Origin of the sequence: Micromonospora lupini, from assembly GCF_026342015.1 — a bacterium.
Lineage (GTDB): Bacteria > Actinomycetota > Actinomycetes > Mycobacteriales > Micromonosporaceae > Micromonospora > Micromonospora lupini_B.
In genome coordinates this window covers 1,627,783-1,645,655 of sequence record NZ_JAPENL010000001.1, presented here as the reverse complement: position 1 = coordinate 1,645,655, position 17,873 = coordinate 1,627,783, and the positions used below count along the sequence as shown (strand labels likewise).

Below are 17,873 nucleotides of genomic sequence, written 5' to 3'. Positions count from 1 at the left end.
GTGGGCACGATCGCGCACACCCCCACGCCCGGCCGGCGCCGTCAGAGAGTGAACACGAGGGTGGAGATGCTGCGTGCGCCGACGTTGATGGTGGCCTGTCCTCCGTTCACGCTTGTCGGCTGGCTGGCCGCGTTGGCGTTCTGTGAGGTGAGGTAGTACTCGGCCTTGCTGACGTTCTGCGGCGCCTGGATCACTGCGTTGTTGACCGCGCTGTTCGACCGGTTCAGGATCACCAACGCGATCTTCCCGTCACCCTGGTAGGCGGTCACCTCCAGCGGCGAGGCCTTGGAGCTCTTGGTGAGCGCTACGCGCTGATAGCCGGGCCGCACGTACTTCGCGTACTGCGAGAACGCGTACCCGCGCTTGAGCGGAGCGCCCGCCGTGGTGCCGTAGGCCGCCTCGCCGTCGCCGATGAAGGAGTAGTAGCGCTTGCCGTACCACCAGATGTAGGCGCTCCAGTTGGCCTCCATCGACTTGTGCACCGTACGCATGATGTCGTCGAGCGTCTCGTTCCAGACGGCCTGGTTGGCGGGATTGCCCCAGATGTTGGAGCCGCTGCCGTCCGCCTCGTGGTAGTTCCACTCCGTCATCCACACGGGCTTGTTGTACTGCTGGGCCAAGGGGTACGGCTTCAGCCGGCCCGCGTCCTCGGTGCCGTAGAGGTGGCCACCGATGTAGCCGATGTTGTTCCGGGCTGTCGCGTCGTTGAGGGTCGGATCGGTGTAGCCGTAGTTCAGGTTGACCGCCTCGGCGACCATCAGCTTGCTGTTCTGCACCTTCGTGCCCTGATCGTGGACGAAGGTGCGCAGCTCGGTGCCGCTCCAGTCCATCGAGTCGTAGTCCGGGTGCCAGTCCGGCTCGTTCTGCACAGACGTGACGTCGATGGTGACGCCCTGGCCGCGCATGTACTGGACGTAGCTGTTCAGATGGTTCGCGTAGTCGTCGTAGTAGTCGGTCTTCAACTTGCCGCCGCCGGTTCGGCTGTTGTTGGTCTTCCATGCCGCCGGCGCGGTCCACGGGGAGGCGAGGATCTTGACGTTCGACCCGTACGACTTCGCCGTCTGCAACGAGCTCACGTGGGTCGACCACTCGCTGGACACCGGCGACAGGCCGGTGCGCACGATGGACAGCCCCAACTGGTTCGGGCCCAGCCCGACCAGAGTCTGGGTGTCGGTCGTCGACCACGCGCTGCCCCAGATGGACTGCGCGGCCCCGAACCCGTCGACAGTCTGGTACCTGGTGGCGCTGTTCACCGTGATGTCCGCCGGCCCGGTGGGCGGCGGGGTGGTGGGTGGCGGCGTGGTCGGGGGTGGTGTGGTCGGCGGCGGAGTCGTCGGGGGTGGCGTGGTCGGCGGAGGTGTGGTCGGCGTCGTGTCGCCGGTGCAGGTCACACCGTTCAGCGCGAAGCTGGCCGGATCGGGGTTGCTGCCCGTCCACGAGCCGTTGAACCCGAACGACGCCGTGCCGTTGGTGGGGATGGCCCCGTTGTAGCTGACGTTCTTGGCGGTGACCGCGGCGCCGCTCTGGGTCAGAGTCGTGTTCCACGCCTGCGTGACAGTCTGGCCGGCGCTGTAGGACCAGGTAAGCGTCCAACTGCCGACCGCGTCGCCGAGATTGGTGATGGTGACGTTCGCGCCGAAGCCACCCTGCCACTGCGACGACACGGCGTAGTTCACCGAACAGCCCGCGGCGGCGGCTCCGGCCGGTGCCGCCAGGGCGACCGCAGTCGATGCCAGTAGGACGGCGCCGGCCGACACCAGGGCGGCGTTGGTGACTCTTCGTTTTCTCACGGGACTTCTCCTGACGTGGTGGTGGCGACCGACGCGTCGGGTGGCGCGGTCGTTCGTGGAGCGCCCACGCGCCTGGGAGCGCTCCCAAGCGTGCGACGGGGGGGGTGTGTCGTCATGTCGCCGGTCCAGTTCAGCCCCGCCCGATCACCCGCGACATCGCCAGTCGGTCGCCAGCCCTCGCGCTGCGCAGACAGGCGCGCGGAAAGCACCGGGAGAACGCCGGTGTGGCGACCGGGACATCGGTACCGGATCGACAGCCGGGTCACCGGTCGCGGATGCGCGAACGGCGGCACGACTGCGACGGTGCGGCGAACGGGTCGGGCGGGACTGCGGCACCCTCCTCTGTCGGCCGGCCTGTGGAGCGGGGCGGGCCTCGTTGCTCATTCGCAGGCTCGCGGGTGAGTGCCGCACGGCGAGCGTACGAAGCAGTTTCTCGTTGCCAGGAAACTATTTGCTCAAGTGGTGGATGTCAATGCCGTCACGCGTACACGAGCAGAGATCCGAGGTGTCGGTATCGCTGGGGGCGGGCCGGTCGGGTTCGCCGTTCCGGCGTGGAAGCCGCCGCCGCTCAGGCAGGGGCGTCACGGTCGCGATCTGTGCGGCCGTGGGTGCTCCGGTCGGCTGTCCGCGTTGTCGAGCGCCCGGTCCCGCGGGTCGAGCCTGGCGCCGGTGTCGCTCGGGCGGTGGGGACCAGGGCGAATCGTCAATGAGCGCGGTGGCGGCCTTCGGATGTTCGGTTACTGGCGTTCCGTACGAACGTGTACGGCTGTCCATTCACGTGCAGGTCCGAACAAGTCCGAACACCACCTGAGCATCGAATTACATCGCTGCAGTGATTGGATTCGTGGGCCAAGCCCCGACCGGGCAATTGGCCTCGAGCAGAAGGAGCAGAGGATGAGACAGAAGTTGCGAATCGCCATGGTGGCGCTCTTCGCCACAGCTGCCACGGTCATTGGTACCGCGGCGCCGGCCCTGGCCGCGGATGGCAAGCAGCTCGCGACGGATTCGGTCGGCCCCCTGGACGAACCCCAGTGGTACTGCACGAATGGCAGTGCCAACGCCGTGGCCTGTTTCGCGCCGTACGGCGAGTGGTTCGGCATCGAGGACACGTGGGAGGACACCTACCCCGTGGTCATCGACTGGCGGTTCTTCGACGACGAGGTGAGCCCGACCGGCGCGATCGTACGCCAGGGCCGGATCTGGCACACCGCCGGTTATGTCGCCGGGGCGCGCTACATGAACAAGTCGTTCCCGGAGAACCAGCCGGGAGTCACCCTGAAGCAGATTTCGTTCCGAGCCTGCTCGGGAAACTACCCGTCCAACACGGTCTTCGAAGGCACCTGCTCGGCGTGGAGAACGGTTGGCACCTGAGCACGTCCATGGTGGCTCACACGGATTCCCCGTGTGAGCCACCAGCCGTCCCCGTCACATCGTCGATTCAGGAGGCCAACGGTGGATAGTGATCGTTCTGCCGACCGAGACGCAGCGTTTCCTGCTGCTGCCGACCCCTTCGAGTCATTGCCGGCCCCCACCGGGCCGAGCGTGCCGATTCGCCGTCGGACCGCGCTGCTGGGTGGCACCGCCGCAGTGGTGGCCGCTCTGCTTCCCGCATCGTCCGCGGATGCGCGAGCGCGTGGTTCGGCCCGTACGTCGGCCGCCGCCGCGGCAGGCGACGTGCAGATCGTCCCCCGTTCCGCCTGGGGCGCGAAGCCGCCCGAGGAGGATCTCAGCCGCTACAGCTGGAAGCCGTTCGAGGGGGGTGTCGCCATCCACCACAAGGGCAGTACGGACCTGTGGAGCCCTGCCGACAACCACCAGGACTGTCCGCAGCAGATTCGCGAGATTCAGGACGAGGGCATGGAGGGCGAGGGCAGCGACATCGCGTACAACTATGTCGTCTGCCAGCACGGCGTCATCTTCGAGGGGCGCGGGAAGTCGGTCCGGTCGGGTGCCAACGGCACCACGACGACGGGAGCGAACGAGAAGTACTACGCGATCATGGGTCTCATCGGTACGACATCGTTGCCCTGGGGTGCCGATGACAAGCCGAGCAGCAGCATGCTGGTCGCCATTCGAGACCTCATCGGCTATCTGCGTCAGTACGGTTCGGCCGGACCGCAGATCAAGGGGCACCGGGACCTTTTCGACACCGACTGCCCCGGCACGCTCTATCCCTACGTGACGAACGGATCATTGCAGCCTCCCGCGAGCCCACCGGACACCTCCCAGCCGTTGAGCATCATTCCGCGAAAGCAGTGGGGCGCACGGCCGCCGGTCGAGGTCACACGAGTCGCGCTCGCGGCACGTACGGGATTCACGGTGCACTATTCGGCGGGAGCCGCCGCGACCACCCCGCGGCAGATCCAGAACTACCACATGGACAGCAACGGTTGGTCCGACATCGGGTACAACTTCCTTGTCGATACGGCCGGGCGCATCTATGAGGGGCGCGGGTGGGAGGTCATGGGCGCCCACGCGAGCGGTCACAACGACACCCACATCGGAGCGTGCTTCATCGGCAACGACGGCGACGTGACGCCGGCCGTGCTCCGCTCGTTCAGGGCGCTCTACAACCGCGCCAACGCCCTGACCGGGAAAACCCTGGCAAAGACGTGGCACGGGGGACTGTCTGGCAACTCGACCGAGTGCCCCGGCTCGCAGTTGCGCGCGTGGGTGCAGGCCGGTATGAACTCGGACAACGTCCCAGCGGTCACCGATCCGCCTCCGAGCAGCGGTGGTCTGGGTGGCGGCATGACCTCGGTCCGCTCGATCTCCGCCCAGCAGAAGGCAGTCAACGAGGCGGGCTATTCGCCGGCCCTCGTGGTGGACGGGTTCTGGGGTCCGAAGACCGATGCCGGCGTCCGCTGGTTGCAGGGCCGGTTGGGCGTCCCGGCCGACGGACTGTGGGGCCCCAACACGGAGGCGGCCTACCGGGCCCAGATCAACGACACGTCGCCGGGTGGCGGCATGACGTCCGTGCGCTCCGCCGCATCGCAGCAGCAGGCCGTCAACGGTCTGGGGTATGCGCCGCCGCTCGTGGTGGACGGGGCCTGGGGTCCGAAGACCGATGCCGGCGTCCGCTGGTTGCAGGGTCAGTTGGGCGTCACCGCCGACGGACTGTGGGGTCCCGGCACCGAGGCCGCCTACCAGGCGTACTACGACGAGGGTGCGTTGCTGGCCGTCGACGGTGACTTCGGACCGTCGACGATTCGGGCAACCCAGCGCGCAATCGGCACCACCGTGGACGGCCAGTGGGGCCCGGCCTCGATCCGAGCCCTGCAGCGCCATCTCAACACCTGGAGCGATGCGGGCCTGGCCGTCGACGGCCTGATGGGACCCGTCGCGGTAAAGGCCCTGCAGCGGCACCTCAACACCATGGTCGGCGCTGGGCTCGCGCTGGACGGGATCTGGGGCTACGCGACCATCGCAGCCTTGCAGCGCGCTCTGAACCGGGCCCGATTCTAGGATCTGCTCCACGTCCGGCTGTCGCGATCGCCGTCGCGGCTACCGTCGCTGCCGCTGTACACCGCGAGCGACAGCGACGGTAGCCGCCGGACTGCAAAAAACCTGCAAACGATAACTCTTGCCCTGAGGGAAATCGCTTTCTTACGATTGCGTCATGTCGATGTCATAATCCCGAACTGGATGTGCGCGCATCTCGACGGCTGCGGCTATGTGCCGCCTGGCCAGCGGCTTCGCCGTGTCAATCGGGCCAAGGACATTTTCGTCCATCAATGTCAAATTGATAGTTGTCAACACGCGTCGCCCGCGGAAGTCGCATCCCTTCGAGGGTCGGCCACCACGACCGCCGTCCGACATCGGCACACCCCTCGAATTGTGAAGGTGAGGCGAGATGAGACGAGCAGACGTGCGGCGGCTTCAGGCAGCGCTCGCGACAGTGGCCGTCGGGGTCGCGGCAGGCGTGGTCCTGCAGGATCCTCAGCCCGCAGCCGCGGTGGGCGCCGCCACCGGCTACGCCACCCAGAACGGCGGGACCACCGGCGGCGCGGGCGGGCAGACCGTACGGGCCAGCACGGGTACCGCGATCCACGCGGCGCTGTGTGGGCGTGCCAGCAGCAGCACCCCGATCACCATCGAGGTCACGGGGACGATCAACCACGGCAACACCAGCAAGGTGTCGGGGTCCAGCTGTAACACCGCGGACGGCGTGATCGAGCTCAAGCAGATCAGCAACGTCACCATCATCGGTGTCGGCAGCGGGGCGGTCTTCGACCAGTTGGGCATCCACCTCCGCGACTCCAGCAACATCATCATCCAGAACGTGACGGTCCGGAACGTCAAGAAGTCGGGTTCGCCGACCTCCAACGGTGGAGACGCCATCGGCATGGAGAGCACGGTGCGCAACGTCTGGGTCGACCACGTCACCCTGGAGGCGTCCGGCGGGGAGTCGGAGGGCTACGACGGCCTCTTCGACATGAAGGACAACACCCAGTACGTGACGCTGTCGTACAGCGTCCTGCGCAACTCCGGTCGTGGCGGCCTCATCGGGTCCAGCGAGAGCGACCTCTCCAACGGCTTCGTCACGTTCCACCACAACCTGTACGAGAACATCGACTCTCGTACGCCGTTGCTGCGCGGCGGCATCGCGCACATCTACAACAACCACTACGTGAGCCTGCACGAGTCCGGCATCAACTCCCGGGCCGGCGCACGGGCCAAGGTGGAGAACAACTACTTCCGCAACTCGAAGGACGTCCTGGGCACCTTCTATACCAACGAGCGCGGCTACTGGCAGGTCAGCGGCAACACCTTCGACAATGTCACCTGGTCGAGCGCCGGCAGCGAGAACTACCCCGCCGGGCCCAACCCGACGTCAAACACCACAGTCAGCATCCCGTACGCGTACCGCCTCGACGCCGCGAGCTGCGTGCCGGACGTCGTCCGCCAGACGGCCGGCGCCAACACGGGCCTGCGGGTCTCCGACGGCAGTTGCTCGCCGCAGACGCCACCGCCGACCACTGCCGCGCCCACCACTGCGCCACCGACCACCGCGCCGCCCACCACGCCTCCGCCGACCAGCGGGACCAACCTCAGTCTGGGCGCCGGCGCCGACGGCTCCAGCAAGGCCAGCGGCACCAGTTACGGCAACGTGCGCGACGGCGACATCGGCACCTGGTGGTCGCCGGCCGGGTCGACCGGCTCCATCTCGATCAAGTGGGGGTCCGCCACCAGGGTGTCCCGGGTGATCATCCGGGAGCCCTCCGGGACCCAGGGCTCCATCGGCTCCTGGCAGCTCGTCAACCACGACACGGGCGCCGTCCTGGCCTCGGGCAGCGGCGCGGGCGTGATCACCTTCTCCGCGACGGCACTGAGCAAGATCACTTTCAAGATCAACAGCTCGAGCGGTACGCCGCGGGTCGGCGAGTTCGAGACGTACGCCTCCTGACGACCGGGGTGGGTGGGGGCGGCGAGGGCCGCTTCCGCCCACCGAGCGCGCTGCCACATCGGTCTACGAAGGACGCACCGGTCGCGGCAATCGTGCTCGTGGCGGTTCGCCGGCTGTTAGCGTACGGCAATGTCCGCAGCTCAAGAGGGTATCCAGGCGGGCGATGGCGGTCCCGCGGTGACCGACGCGGGTCGCCTGGCGGCGTTCAGCGACGGTGTGTTCGCCATCGTCATCACCCTGCTGGTGTTGGATCTGCGGGTCCCGGAGTTCCACGAGGGTGAGCTGGCCGAAGGGCTCCTCGGAGAGGGCCCGTCCTATCTGGCCTTCGTGGTGTCGTTCATCTATGTCGGCGTCCTCTGGCTGAACCACCACGCGGTGCTCCAGCTGGTCAAGGGCACCACCCCCGCCTTCAGCTCGATCAATCTCGCCATCCTCTTCGGCGTGGTGATCATCCCGTTTCCGACAGCAGTCCTGGCGTCGGCGCTGGCCGACGGCACCACCGACGACCTGCGCGTTGCGGTCGTCCTGTACGCGTTCGCCGCGGCACTCATGTCGGCGCCCTGGTGGGTGCTCTTCGCCTATGTGCGCCGCCATCCGGCGCTGCGTGCCGACAACGTCGACCAGGAGCAGGTCCGGGTGCAGGAGGCCCGCCCGATCGTCGGCCTGGTCCTCTACGGCCTGACCGGGGTGCTCGGTTGGTTGGTGACCCCACTGCTCGGCCTGATCGGCGTGGTCGTGATGATCATCTTCCACGGCGCCACCAGCCAGGGCCTCCGTCACGCGCCCTGGTGGCGGAGGCGCAACGCCCACCGGAGCTGATCCACCCGCGCCCCGATCGACCCGATTCGCGCAGGTCACGCCGCTGCGGCTATCTTTCTGCATTCGGTGGAGATCGTCCGGGGGAGGGCCATGAACACCATCGCCGATCGGATGGCCGCGGCGTACGACGATGCCATCGAGAATCTGTGCGGGGCGACTCCGCAGGGTTGGTACGCGAAGCGGGGCACTGCCCGCGGTGCGGTGACCCACGCGGGTGCGGCGACGTTGAACGTCGCCTACGACCTGTCGCCCGAGCCCGATCTGGAGGCGCTTGACGAGCTGGCGACCGAGGTAAGCCGGCAGGTGCCTGTGTGGTCGATCATGGTCCGGGGCGCGGCCGACGGCACGGTGGCGGATCTCGCCGGCCGTCACGGGCTCCGGGACCGCAGTGAGCTGCCGCTGCTGGGCTGTACGGCGGGCGAGTTGGTCTTCCGGGCCGACCCGGCGCGGCGCGAGCTGGTGCGCCGGGTCGGCGCGGCCGAGAGTGATCGGTACACGGACGTCCTCACCAGGGGATTCGAGGTCCCGGAGGGTCTGTTCGGGTCGCTGATGGGCGGCGATGTGCTCGCCGCCGAGAGCATCACCGGCTACCTGTGCGAGGAGGCCGGTCGGCCGGTCGGCACCGGGCTCGCGATGCGGACCCGAGGTGTGGTCGGCGTGTTCAACATCGCCGTCGTCCCGAGCGCGCGGGGTCGCGGTCTGGGTCGCGTCATCACCGAGGAGGTGCTGCGCGACGGCGTCGCGGCCGGCGCGGACGCGGCGTACCTCCAGTCCAGCGCGCTCGGTCGGCCGCTGTACGAGTCGATGGGCTTCCGCCTCCTGAAGAACTGGACCGCCTTCCATGCCTGACTGTGGGCGGAGGCGACCCGGGCCGCGGCGGGACCACCGCGCCGATTCGACCAGGCACGACACACGAGAGGGCGCCATCCGTGAGCTTCAGTGACGACGTCCGTTCGGCCTTCCGGCGTGGCGAGACCGACGCGGTGGTGCGGATGAGCACGGCCGAGATCGAGCGGGCCCGGGCGGTTGGCGATGTCGCGGGCGAGGTGGAGGCCCGGTACAGCCTGGCCCGGGTGGCGATTCGTGGCGGTGACCTGCCGCTCGGCGAGACGCGGGCCCGGGAGGCGCTCGACGTGGCGGTGCGTTCCGGTGACCGCGCGCTGGAGGAGCGGCCGAGGCACGTGCTGGCCGCGGTGGCGCGGATGGCAGGTGACCTGGCGCGAGCGCGGGACCTGTACCGGGAGAGCATCGCGCTGAACGAGGCTCTGGGCCAGCCGGAGATCGTCAACTCGGAGACGCACAACCTGGCCTTCTGCGAGCTGGGTCTCGGCAACCTCGCCGAGGCGAGGAGGTTGTTCGCGGTAAGCCGTGCCCGGGTGTTCCTCAGGGGCTGGGACGACTTCGTGCCGTACGTCTGTGTGGCGGGGGCGGCGCTCGCCTCGGCCGAGGGCGACCATCCGCGGGCGGCGCGGATGGTCGCCCTCGCCGACGCGGCGTTCGCGGCGATCGGTCAGGTGCCGGACCCGGACGACGCGGCCGACCTCGCCGCCGTGCGGGACGCCGCGATCGAGGCGCTCGGTCCGGCCGCCTTCGCCGCCGAGCACGAGCGGGGCCGCCGCCTCGATCCCCGTACGGCGTTCGACGACTGAGACATCCGGGCCCGGGTCGGTCGGCCCCCCGGTACTCCGTGGGGGCGGATGGGGTCGCGAGCGGTATACCTCAGAGTCATATTCATACCTCTGAGGTATACCGCTCAACAGCACATCGGCATGCCGGGCAGCCAGAGGCGATGGCGAACGCCCCCAGCCCCAACTCCGTCTCGAGTGTGGACCTACTCGTCTAGTCGCTCGTGCCGGCTCGCGCGGCGGCGACGGCTCGGCCCCGCTCCGACGTGGGAAAGCGGTCGAGCATCGCGCGCACCTCGTCCGCGGTCACGTTGGCGCCGAACAACTCGCTGCCCGGTTCGAGTCGTACCCCCTCGGCGAGAGGCCCGGCGACGACCGGGTCGAAGCCGAGGGCGTCCACCAGGGATGCGACCGGGGCGAGGTCGGTCTCGTCGTCACCGGCGATCGCGATGGCCTTGCGGCCGGCCGCGCCGGCCGGCCGCGCCTCGTCCTCAAGGTCGTGGTAGCCCATGTGGTTGAACGCCTTGACGACCCGAGAGCCGGACAGGAACGCCTGGACGATCTCGCTGGACGAGGTGCGCGGGTCGGTCAGGTCGTCGCGGATGCCGTCGACCTCCCACCAGTAGTTCATGGCGTCGACGACGAGCTTGCCGCGCAACGCCTCGGCGGGGAGCGCCCGGTACTTGCCCAGCGGGAGGGCGAGGATGACGGTGTCGGCGCCGGCCACGGCGTCGGCCGCGGTGGTCGCCATCGCCCCGGGCGTGAGCACCTCGACGGTCAGCGCGATCTTCGCCGGGTCACCGGAGCCGGCGACGAGCACCCGGTAGCCGGCGGCGAGCGCGAGCCGGGCGAGGACCGTGCCCACCTTGCCGGCGCCGAGAATGGCGAGGGTTCGGGGTCGGTCGGGGCCGCTGTCGAACATGTCGTCCTTCCAGAGGGTGTCGGCCGGCGGGTCAGCCGGCCAGGATGTCGCGGACCATGGGGATCACCCGGGAGCCGTACAGCTCCACGGCTCGCATGCGGGCGCTCACGGGCTGCGCGCCGGCGGTGTAGATGAGATCGAACCGGCCGACGCCCACGCTGCGGATGGCGTCCGCCATCCGGCGGGCCACCGTCTCGGGCGAGCCGATGTAGAGCGAGCCGTGTTCGACCTCGGAGTCGAACTCCGTACGGCGGATCGGTGGCCAGCCCCGCAGCGCGCCGATCCGGTCCCGCATGACCCGGTAGTGCGGCCAGAACAGCTCCTTGGCCTCCTCGTCGGTGTCGGCGACGAAGCCGGGTGAGTGCATCCCGACCGGGTGCGCGGTGGTGCCGAGCTGGTCGGCCGCCCGGCGGTAGAGGTCGATGTAGGGCGCGAAACGCTCGGGAGCACCGCCGATGATGGCGAGCATGAGCGGCAGGCCGTACCGGGCGGTGCGCACCACCGACTGCGGTGAGCCGCCCACGCCCACCCAGGTGGTGAGGTGCCCCGACTCCGTCTTGGGGAAGACGTCGGCGTCGTTGAGCGGCGCGCGCGTGGTGCCGCTCCAGGTGACCGGCTGCTCGTCGAGCAGCTTCGCGAACAGCTCGATCCGCTCCTCGAACAGCACGTCGTAGTCGGCCAGGTCGTAGCCGAACAGGGGGAAGGACTCGGTGAACGAGCCCCGGCCGAGGATGACCTCGGCCCGGCCGTGCGACAGCGCGTCGACAGTGGCGAAACGCTGGAACACCCGGACCGGGTCGTCCGAGCTCAGCACAGTCACGCCTGAGGACAGTCGGATCCGCGAGGTGCGGGTGGCGATCCCCGCCAGCACCGTCTCCGGCGTCGACACCGAGTACTCCGGGCGGTGGTGCTCACCGAGGGCGATCACGTCGACGCCGAGGTCATCGGCCAGCACCGCCTCGTCGACGACCTGCCGGATCGCGGCGGCGTGCGACACGGGCCTGCCGGAGTCGTCCTCCGGCACGTCACCGAAGGTGTCGAGACCGAACACGAGATCAGACATTTGTGGGCTCCTTCGCCAGCAGCTCCCGGACCCGTGGCGCGACCTCACTGCCCAGCAGCTCGATGGTGCGCGCCCGTGCCTCGCGAGGCAGGTGCATGATGTCGTACTTCAGGTCGAACCGACTCAGTCGCAGGTCGCGGGCCATCGTGGCGATCTTGCGGGCGACCGTCTCCGGTGAGCCGACGAACAGCGCCCCGTGGTCGATCTCGGCCTCGTAGCGCGCGCGGTCCGGTTTGTAGAAGCCGCGCTCCTCCGCGAGCCGCGCCACGGTCGGCTGCCAGTACCGCCACCAGGTCTCCACCGCCTCCTCGTCGGTGTCCGCGACGAGGCCGAGCGAGTGCTGCCCGACGGGTTGCGCCGGCTGCCCGAACTGTTCGAGCGCCTGGTGGTAGAGGTCGACGTGGCCGGCGAACCGCTGGGGACGCCCCCCGATGATCGCGAGCATGAGGGGAAGCCCGTGACGGGCGGCGCGGACCACCGAATTGGGGCTCCCACCGACGCCGATCCAGGTCGGGATGCCGCCCGGCCGCATCCGTGGATGCAGTCGCTGGGCGACCAGGGGACTGCGCACCGTTCCGGACCAGGTGACCGTCTCCTCGCGCTGAAGTCGCAGGAAGAGGTCCAGCTTCTCCTCGAACAACCGCTCGTAGTCCGCCAGGTCGTAGCCGAACAGCGGGAACGACTCGGTCGCCGAGGCCCGACCGAGGACCAGTTGGGCGCGGCCGTTGCTCACCGCGTCGAGGGTGGCGAACTCGTGGTAGAGGCGTACCGGATCGTTCGTGCTGAGCACCGTGACCGAGGTGCCGAGGCGGATCCGCTCGGTCGCTGTCGCGATCGCCGCGAGCAGGACGGGTGTGGCCGAGTCGTTGTGGCCCTCCCGGTAGTGCTCACCCAGGCTGAACACGTCGAGCCCTACCGACTCCGCGAGCCGGGCCTCGTCCACGAGCAGTCGTACGGTCTCCGCGTCGCTCAGGGCCCGGCCGCCGTCGGTGGCCACCTCGCCGAACGAGTTGAGCCCCAGTTCGAAGCCTTCGCCCGTCATGTCTCCTCCTCGGCGCTTCTCGCCGCCAACCCGTGGAAGGATCGGTTGACGTGTCAATGATGCTAACCTGCTGATTGACGCGTCAATTCCCCGGGAGAGACACATGGCGGACGCCACACCCGAGCGGCGGAGGGGCCGCCAGCTGCCGACCGCGGAGGAGCTGCGGATCTGGCGGGACTTCGTCGAGACGACGGAGGTGCTCACCTCCCGGGTCGCCGCGCGCCTCCAACTCGACTCTTCCCTCTCGTCGGGGGACTACGCCGTCCTGCTCGCTCTCACCGAGGCGCCGGGCCAGCGGATGCGCTCGTCCGCCCTGGCCGCGCACATCGGGTGGGAACGGAGCCGGCTCTCGCACCACCTGGGGCGGATGGAACGGCGCGGGCTCATTCGTCGCGAGGAGTGCGCGACAGTGCCCCGTGGGGCGGAGGTGCACCTCACGCCGAGCGGGGCGGAGGCGTTCAGGCAGGCCACCTTCCCGCACCTGCGTGCCATCCGTGAGCTGTTCGTCGACGCTCTCACACCGGACCAGCTCCGCGCGGCAGGCGACATCGCGGCGGCGCTGCGCGAGCACCTCGGGCCGCGGCACGAGGAGTAGGCCGGGCCCGCATGCGACGCGACTAATCGGGTACGCCGCAGGACTAGCCGCAGCCGGAGGAGCACCCACATGTCTGTCGCGGGGCGGGTACGACTGCCACCGGCCGTCTCCCTGGTGCTGCTCGCGTCGATCCTGGTGTCGTTCCTGGCCGCGTCGGCGGCGCCGACCCCGCTCTACGGGATCTACCAGGAGCGCTGGCACTTCTCGCCGGTCACGACGACCCTGGTGTTCGCGGTCTACGCGCTCGCGGTGCTGGCGTCGCTGCTCACCTTCGGCAGGCTGTCCGATCACGTCGGGCGGCGTCCGGTGCTGGCCGTCGCGATCGCCGTGCAGATCCTGTCGCTTGTGGTCTTCGTCCTCGCCAACGGCGTACCCGCGTTGCTGACCGCCCGCCTCGTGCAGGGGCTCGCGGCCGGGGCCGCCACAGGCGCCGTCGGCGCGGCCATGCTCGACATCGACCGTGCCCGCGGCACGCTTGCGAACTCGATCGCGCCCGGTCTCGGCACCGGCAGCGGCGCGCTGCTCTCGGCACTGCTCATCCGCTACCTGCCCGCGCCGACGAGGCTGGTGTACGTCGTCCTCATCGTGATCCTGCTGATCCAGGCCGTCGGGGTCGCCCTGATGCCGGAGACGGTCACGCCGAGGGCGGGCGCCCGACAGAGCCTGCGGCCGGAGGTCAGGCTGCCGCGCTCCGTACGCGGGCCGGTGCTTGTCGTCGTGCCGGTGCTGTTCGCGGTCTGGGCGCTGGCCGGCTTCTTCGGAGCGCTCGGCCCGGCGCTCGTCCGCAGCCTCATGGCCACGTCGATCGTGGTCGCGGGTCTGGTTCTCTTCGTCTTCGCCCTCTTCGGGTCGGTCGCCGTCCTGGTGCTGCGCAACACCGCGGCGCGGACCGTGATCCTGACCGGGATCGTCGCCCTCATCCTGGGCATGGTCGTCACGGTCGTGTCGGTCATGGCCCAGTCCGTGCCCGGGTTCTTCGTCGGCCTCGCGCTCGGCGGCGTCGGTTTCGGCGGGGGATTCCAGGGCAGCCTCAAGACGATCATGCCGCTGGTCGAGGCGCACGAACGCGCGAGTGTGCTGTCGCTGCTCTACGTCGTCTGCTACGTCGGCTTCGGCCTTCCCACGGTGATCGCCGGCTTCCTCGTGGTCTACGCCGGCGGCCTGCCGCGGACCGCCGACGAGTACTCGGTCGCCGTCATCCTCCTCGCCCTCGTCGCCCTGCTCGGGGTGCGCAGGGCGACGAGGTCGGCAGCCGGCTGATGTCCGCCACCAGAAGTGCTGCCGACAATTCGTCAGATGTATTGGCGGACGTGTCCGCGGCGCGGCGATCCCGCGATCAGCTGGGGTGCCCCGAACGGCCGGCACGCCTGATCCGCCGCCGGTGATCCTCCCGGCAATCGACCGTTGCCTATCGCGTGACACCGGAGTAATCTTCCCGAAACACATCAGACGTTTGGTCGTCTGAGGGTCTGCCAACGGCCTGCACCACAAGGTCGGTGCCACCGCGCGGACCCACCATCGGGGGTCGTCGTTGTCGCGCTCGGGGTGGCCGGATCGGTCACCGTTTGGAGGATCGATGTCAGACCTGACCCGGCGGCAGGCCCTCAAGATCGGCGCAGCCGGCGCGGGTGGCGCCATGCTGCCGCTGCCCTGGACGGCGACCGCCCGAGCCGACTCCGCCGCGCCGCCGCAGGTGCTGGCCGCCGGTGACCTCGCCCTCTGGTACGACGAGGGCGCCGGCACCGACTGGCTCCGGGCGCTGCCGATCGGCAACGGCCGGCTCGGCGCGATGGTGTTCGGCAACGTCGACACGGAACGACTTCAACTCAACGAGGACACCGTGTGGGCCGGCGGCCCGCACGACCCCAGCAACACCCGAGGCGCGGCGGCGCTGGCGGAGATCCGGCGGCTGGTGAACGCGAACCAGTGGACGCAGGCCCAGGACCTCATCAACCAGACCATGATGGGCAACCCCGGCGGGCAGTTGGCCTACCAGACCGTCGGCAACCTCAGGCTCGCCTTCGGATCCGCCAGCGGAGCGTCCCAGCACAACCGTACGCTCGACCTCACCACCGCCACGGCCACGACGTCGTACGTCCTCAACGGGATCCGTTACCAGCGCGAGGTCTTCGCCAGCGCACCGGACCAGGTCATCGCGATGCGCCTGACCGCCGACCGCAGCAACTCGATCAGCTTCACCGCCACCTTCGACAGCCCGCAGCGTACGACGGTGTCCAGCCCGGACGGCGCCACGATCGGCCTCGACGGTGTCTCCGGAAGCATGGAGGGCGTCACCGGGCAGGTCCGTTTCCTCGCCCTGGCCAACGCCACCGTCAGCGGGGGCACGGTGTCCAGCTCCGGCGGCACCCTGCGGGTCACCAACGCCACAAGCGTGACGCTGCTCGTCTCGATCGGCTCCAGCTACGTCAACTACCGCAACGTCGGCGGCGACTACGGGGGCATCGCGCGACAGCGTCTCAGCGCCGCCCGGGCCAGCAGCTACGACCAACTGCGCAGCCGGCACGTGGCCGACTACCAGGCGTTGTTCGGGCGGGTCACCCTCGACCTGGGCCGCACCTCCGCCGCCGACCAGACGACGGATGTCCGGATCGCGCAGCACAACAGCGTCAACGACCCGCAGTTCTCCGCGCTGCTGTTCCAGTTCGGCCGGTACCTGCTGATCTCGTCGTCGCGGCCCGGCACCCAGCCGGCGAACCTCCAGGGCATCTGGAACGACTCGCTGGCCCCCTCCTGGGACTCGAAGTACACGATCAACGCCAACCTGCCGATGAACTACTGGCCGGCCAACACGACGAACCTGGCCGAGTGCCACAACCCGGTCTTCGACCTGGTCAGAGACCTCGCCGTCACCGGAACGCGGACCGCCCAGGTGCAGTACGGCGCTGCCAGTGGCTGGGTCACCCACCACAACACCGACGCGTGGCGGGCCACCGCTGTGGTGGACGGCGCGTTCTGGGGCATGTGGCAGACCGGCGGCGCCTGGCTGTCCACGCTGATCTGGGACCACTACCTGTTCAACGGCGACATCGAGTTCCTGCGGACGAACTACCCGGCCATGAAGGGCGCGGCGCAGTTCTTCCTGAACACCCTGGTGACCGAGCCGACTCTCGGTTACCTGGTGACCAACCCGTCGAACTCCCCGGAGCTGAGCCACCACTCGAACGCCAGCGTGTGCGCCGGCCCCACGATGGACAACCAGATCCTGCGTGACCTGTTCGAGGCGTGCGCCCGGGCCAGCGAGATCCTCGATGTGGACAGCACCTTCCGGGCCCAGGTCCGGGCCACCCGGGACCGCCTCCCACCCATGAAGATCGGCTCGCGGGGCAACATCATGGAGTGGCTCTACGACTGGGTGGAGACCGAGCCCAACCACAGGCACATCTCCCACCTGTACGGGCTCGCGCCGAGCAACCAGATCACCAAGCGCGGCACCCCGCAGTTGTTCGAGGCTGCCCGCAGGACGCTGGCGCTGCGCGGCGACGACGGCACCGGCTGGTCGCTGGCCTGGAAAATCAACTTCTGGGCGCGGATGGAGGAGGGCAAGCGGGCCCACGACCTGATCCGCTACCTCGCCACCACCGCACGGCTCGCGCCCAACATGTTCGACCTGCACCCGCCGTTCCAGATCGACGGCAACTTCGGCGCCACCGCAGGTATCGCCGAGATGCTGCTCCAGAGCCACATCGGGGAGCTGCACATCCTGCCCGCGCTGCCGCCGGCCTGGCCGAGCGGGCGGGTGACCGGCCTGCGGGGTCGCGGTGGGCACACGGTGGGCATCACGTGGGCGAGCGGTCAGGCCACCGAGGTGCTCGTCCGACCGGACCGCGCCGGCGCCGTCCGCCTGCGCGCCCGGATCCTCACCGGCACCGTCACCGTCGTGGACACCGCCGACGGCACGGCGCCCCGGGTCACCCGGATCGAGTCCGACCTGATCGAGGTCGCCGTGCAGGCCGGACGCACCTACCGGGTCACCAGCACGGGCGTCGCCACGCCGACGTTGGAGCAGAGCTTCACCAACGCGGGCATCACCAACGACAGCAACACAAACGTCGGCAACTTCGACGGCAACGGGGCCAGTCTCTCCGCGCAGGCTCTCGCGCAGGCCGGTGCCAGCCCGGGCAGCACGGTGAGCCGCAACGGGGTGAACTTCCGCTGGCCCAACGTCAGCCCCGGCACGGCCGACAACGCCATCGCCTCGGGCCAGACCATCGGCATCAGCGGCACCGGCAGCACGCTCGGCTTCCTCGTGGCCGGCACGTACGGCGCCGTGTCGGGCACCGGCACTGTGGTGTACGCGGACGGCACCCGGCAGACGTTCACGCTGAGCACGCCCGACTGGTACGGCGGACCGCAGTCCGGTGCGACCGCCGCCATCGTGTCCGCGTACCAGAACCGGCCCAACAACGGCCGTCAGGCCACGGCGGCCTGCGTCTACTACGTGGGTGTCGCGTTGCAGAGCAAGGCGGTGACCCAGGTCGTGCTGCCCAACATCAGCGCAGGGGCCGCGGCCAACGTGCCGACGATGCACGTCTTCGCCATCGCCATCGGGGGCTGACGGCGACGGATTCCGCTCGGGGGAGCACGACCGG

At 69.3% G+C, this 17,873-nt stretch carries 13 protein-coding genes; 9 read left to right on the top strand and 4 right to left on the bottom strand.

Translation table 11 applies throughout. From position 1 onward, the window contains the following. Positions 1-41 precede the first annotated feature (41 nt). Positions 42-1,790 carry a cellulose binding domain-containing protein gene (locus tag OOJ91_RS07480; protein ID WP_266243844.1) on the bottom strand — a complete coding sequence of 583 codons (1,749 nt, stop codon included), beginning with the start codon at positions 1,788-1,790 and terminating at the stop codon, positions 42-44. 894 nt (positions 1,791-2,684) lie between these two features. On the opposite strand from OOJ91_RS07480, the gene OOJ91_RS07475 reads away from it, so the two are divergent. The 6 genes from OOJ91_RS07475 (at position 2,685) to OOJ91_RS07450 (ending at position 9,665) form a co-directional block, all read left to right on the top strand. Continuing rightward, on the top strand, positions 2,685-3,161 hold the full coding sequence (locus OOJ91_RS07475) for a hypothetical protein (protein WP_266243842.1): 477 nt from the start codon (positions 2,685-2,687) through the stop codon (positions 3,159-3,161). 303 nt (positions 3,162-3,464) lie between these two features. Further along, positions 3,465-5,255, top strand: coding sequence for a peptidoglycan recognition protein family protein (locus OOJ91_RS07470; RefSeq protein WP_266243841.1), 1,791 nt, complete (start codon positions 3,465-3,467; stop codon positions 5,253-5,255). A gap of 388 nt (positions 5,256-5,643) precedes the next feature. Next, a complete protein-coding gene (locus OOJ91_RS07465; RefSeq protein WP_266243840.1) occupies positions 5,644-7,197 on the top strand; it encodes a pectate lyase family protein in 1,554 nt (517 codons plus the stop codon). A 129-nt stretch (positions 7,198-7,326) separates the two neighbouring features. After that, the gene (locus OOJ91_RS07460) at positions 7,327-8,016 is read left to right on the top strand and encodes a TMEM175 family protein (protein WP_266243839.1); all 690 of its coding nucleotides are present in this window, start codon (positions 7,327-7,329) and stop codon (positions 8,014-8,016) included. 90 nt (positions 8,017-8,106) lie between these two features. Continuing rightward, positions 8,107-8,865 carry a GNAT family N-acetyltransferase gene (locus tag OOJ91_RS07455; RefSeq protein WP_266243838.1) on the top strand — a complete coding sequence of 253 codons (759 nt, stop codon included), beginning with the start codon at positions 8,107-8,109 and terminating at the stop codon, positions 8,863-8,865. A gap of 80 nt (positions 8,866-8,945) precedes the next feature. Then, positions 8,946-9,665: a tetratricopeptide repeat protein gene (locus tag OOJ91_RS07450; protein WP_266243837.1), complete on the top strand. Its 720-nt coding sequence runs from the start codon at positions 8,946-8,948 to the stop codon at positions 9,663-9,665. 190 nt (positions 9,666-9,855) lie between these two features. On the opposite strand, the gene OOJ91_RS07445 is transcribed toward OOJ91_RS07450, so the two are convergent. The 3 genes from OOJ91_RS07445 to OOJ91_RS07435 are packed head-to-tail and all read right to left on the bottom strand — an operon-like array spanning position 9,856 to position 12,668. Continuing rightward, positions 9,856-10,563 (bottom strand): NADPH-dependent F420 reductase, encoded by a 708-nt coding sequence (locus OOJ91_RS07445; RefSeq protein ID WP_266243836.1) that lies wholly within the window; start codon positions 10,561-10,563, stop codon positions 9,856-9,858. A gap of 31 nt (positions 10,564-10,594) precedes the next feature. Next, entirely contained in the window at positions 10,595-11,626 is a 1,032-nt protein-coding gene (locus OOJ91_RS07440; RefSeq protein ID WP_266243835.1) for an LLM class flavin-dependent oxidoreductase, read from the bottom strand. Further along, positions 11,619-12,668, bottom strand: coding sequence for an LLM class flavin-dependent oxidoreductase (locus OOJ91_RS07435; RefSeq protein WP_266243834.1), 1,050 nt, complete (start codon positions 12,666-12,668; stop codon positions 11,619-11,621). Before OOJ91_RS07435 ends, OOJ91_RS07440 begins: the two co-directional genes overlap by 8 nt. A 103-nt stretch (positions 12,669-12,771) precedes the next feature. On the opposite strand from OOJ91_RS07435, the gene OOJ91_RS07430 reads away from it, so the two are divergent. From OOJ91_RS07430 to OOJ91_RS07420, 3 genes are all read left to right on the top strand, one after another. Beyond that, complete coding sequence (locus OOJ91_RS07430) at positions 12,772-13,263, top strand: MarR family winged helix-turn-helix transcriptional regulator (RefSeq protein ID WP_266243833.1); 492 nt, start codon at positions 12,772-12,774, stop codon at positions 13,261-13,263. Between the two features lie 69 nt (positions 13,264-13,332). Further along, a complete protein-coding gene (locus OOJ91_RS07425) occupies positions 13,333-14,523 on the top strand; it encodes an MFS transporter (RefSeq protein ID WP_266243832.1) in 1,191 nt (396 codons plus the stop codon). A 316-nt stretch (positions 14,524-14,839) separates the two neighbouring features. Next, positions 14,840-17,839, top strand: a complete 3,000-nt coding sequence (locus OOJ91_RS07420) for a glycoside hydrolase family 95 protein (RefSeq protein WP_266243831.1) — start codon at positions 14,840-14,842, stop codon at positions 17,837-17,839. Positions 17,840-17,873: the final 34 nt, after the last annotated feature.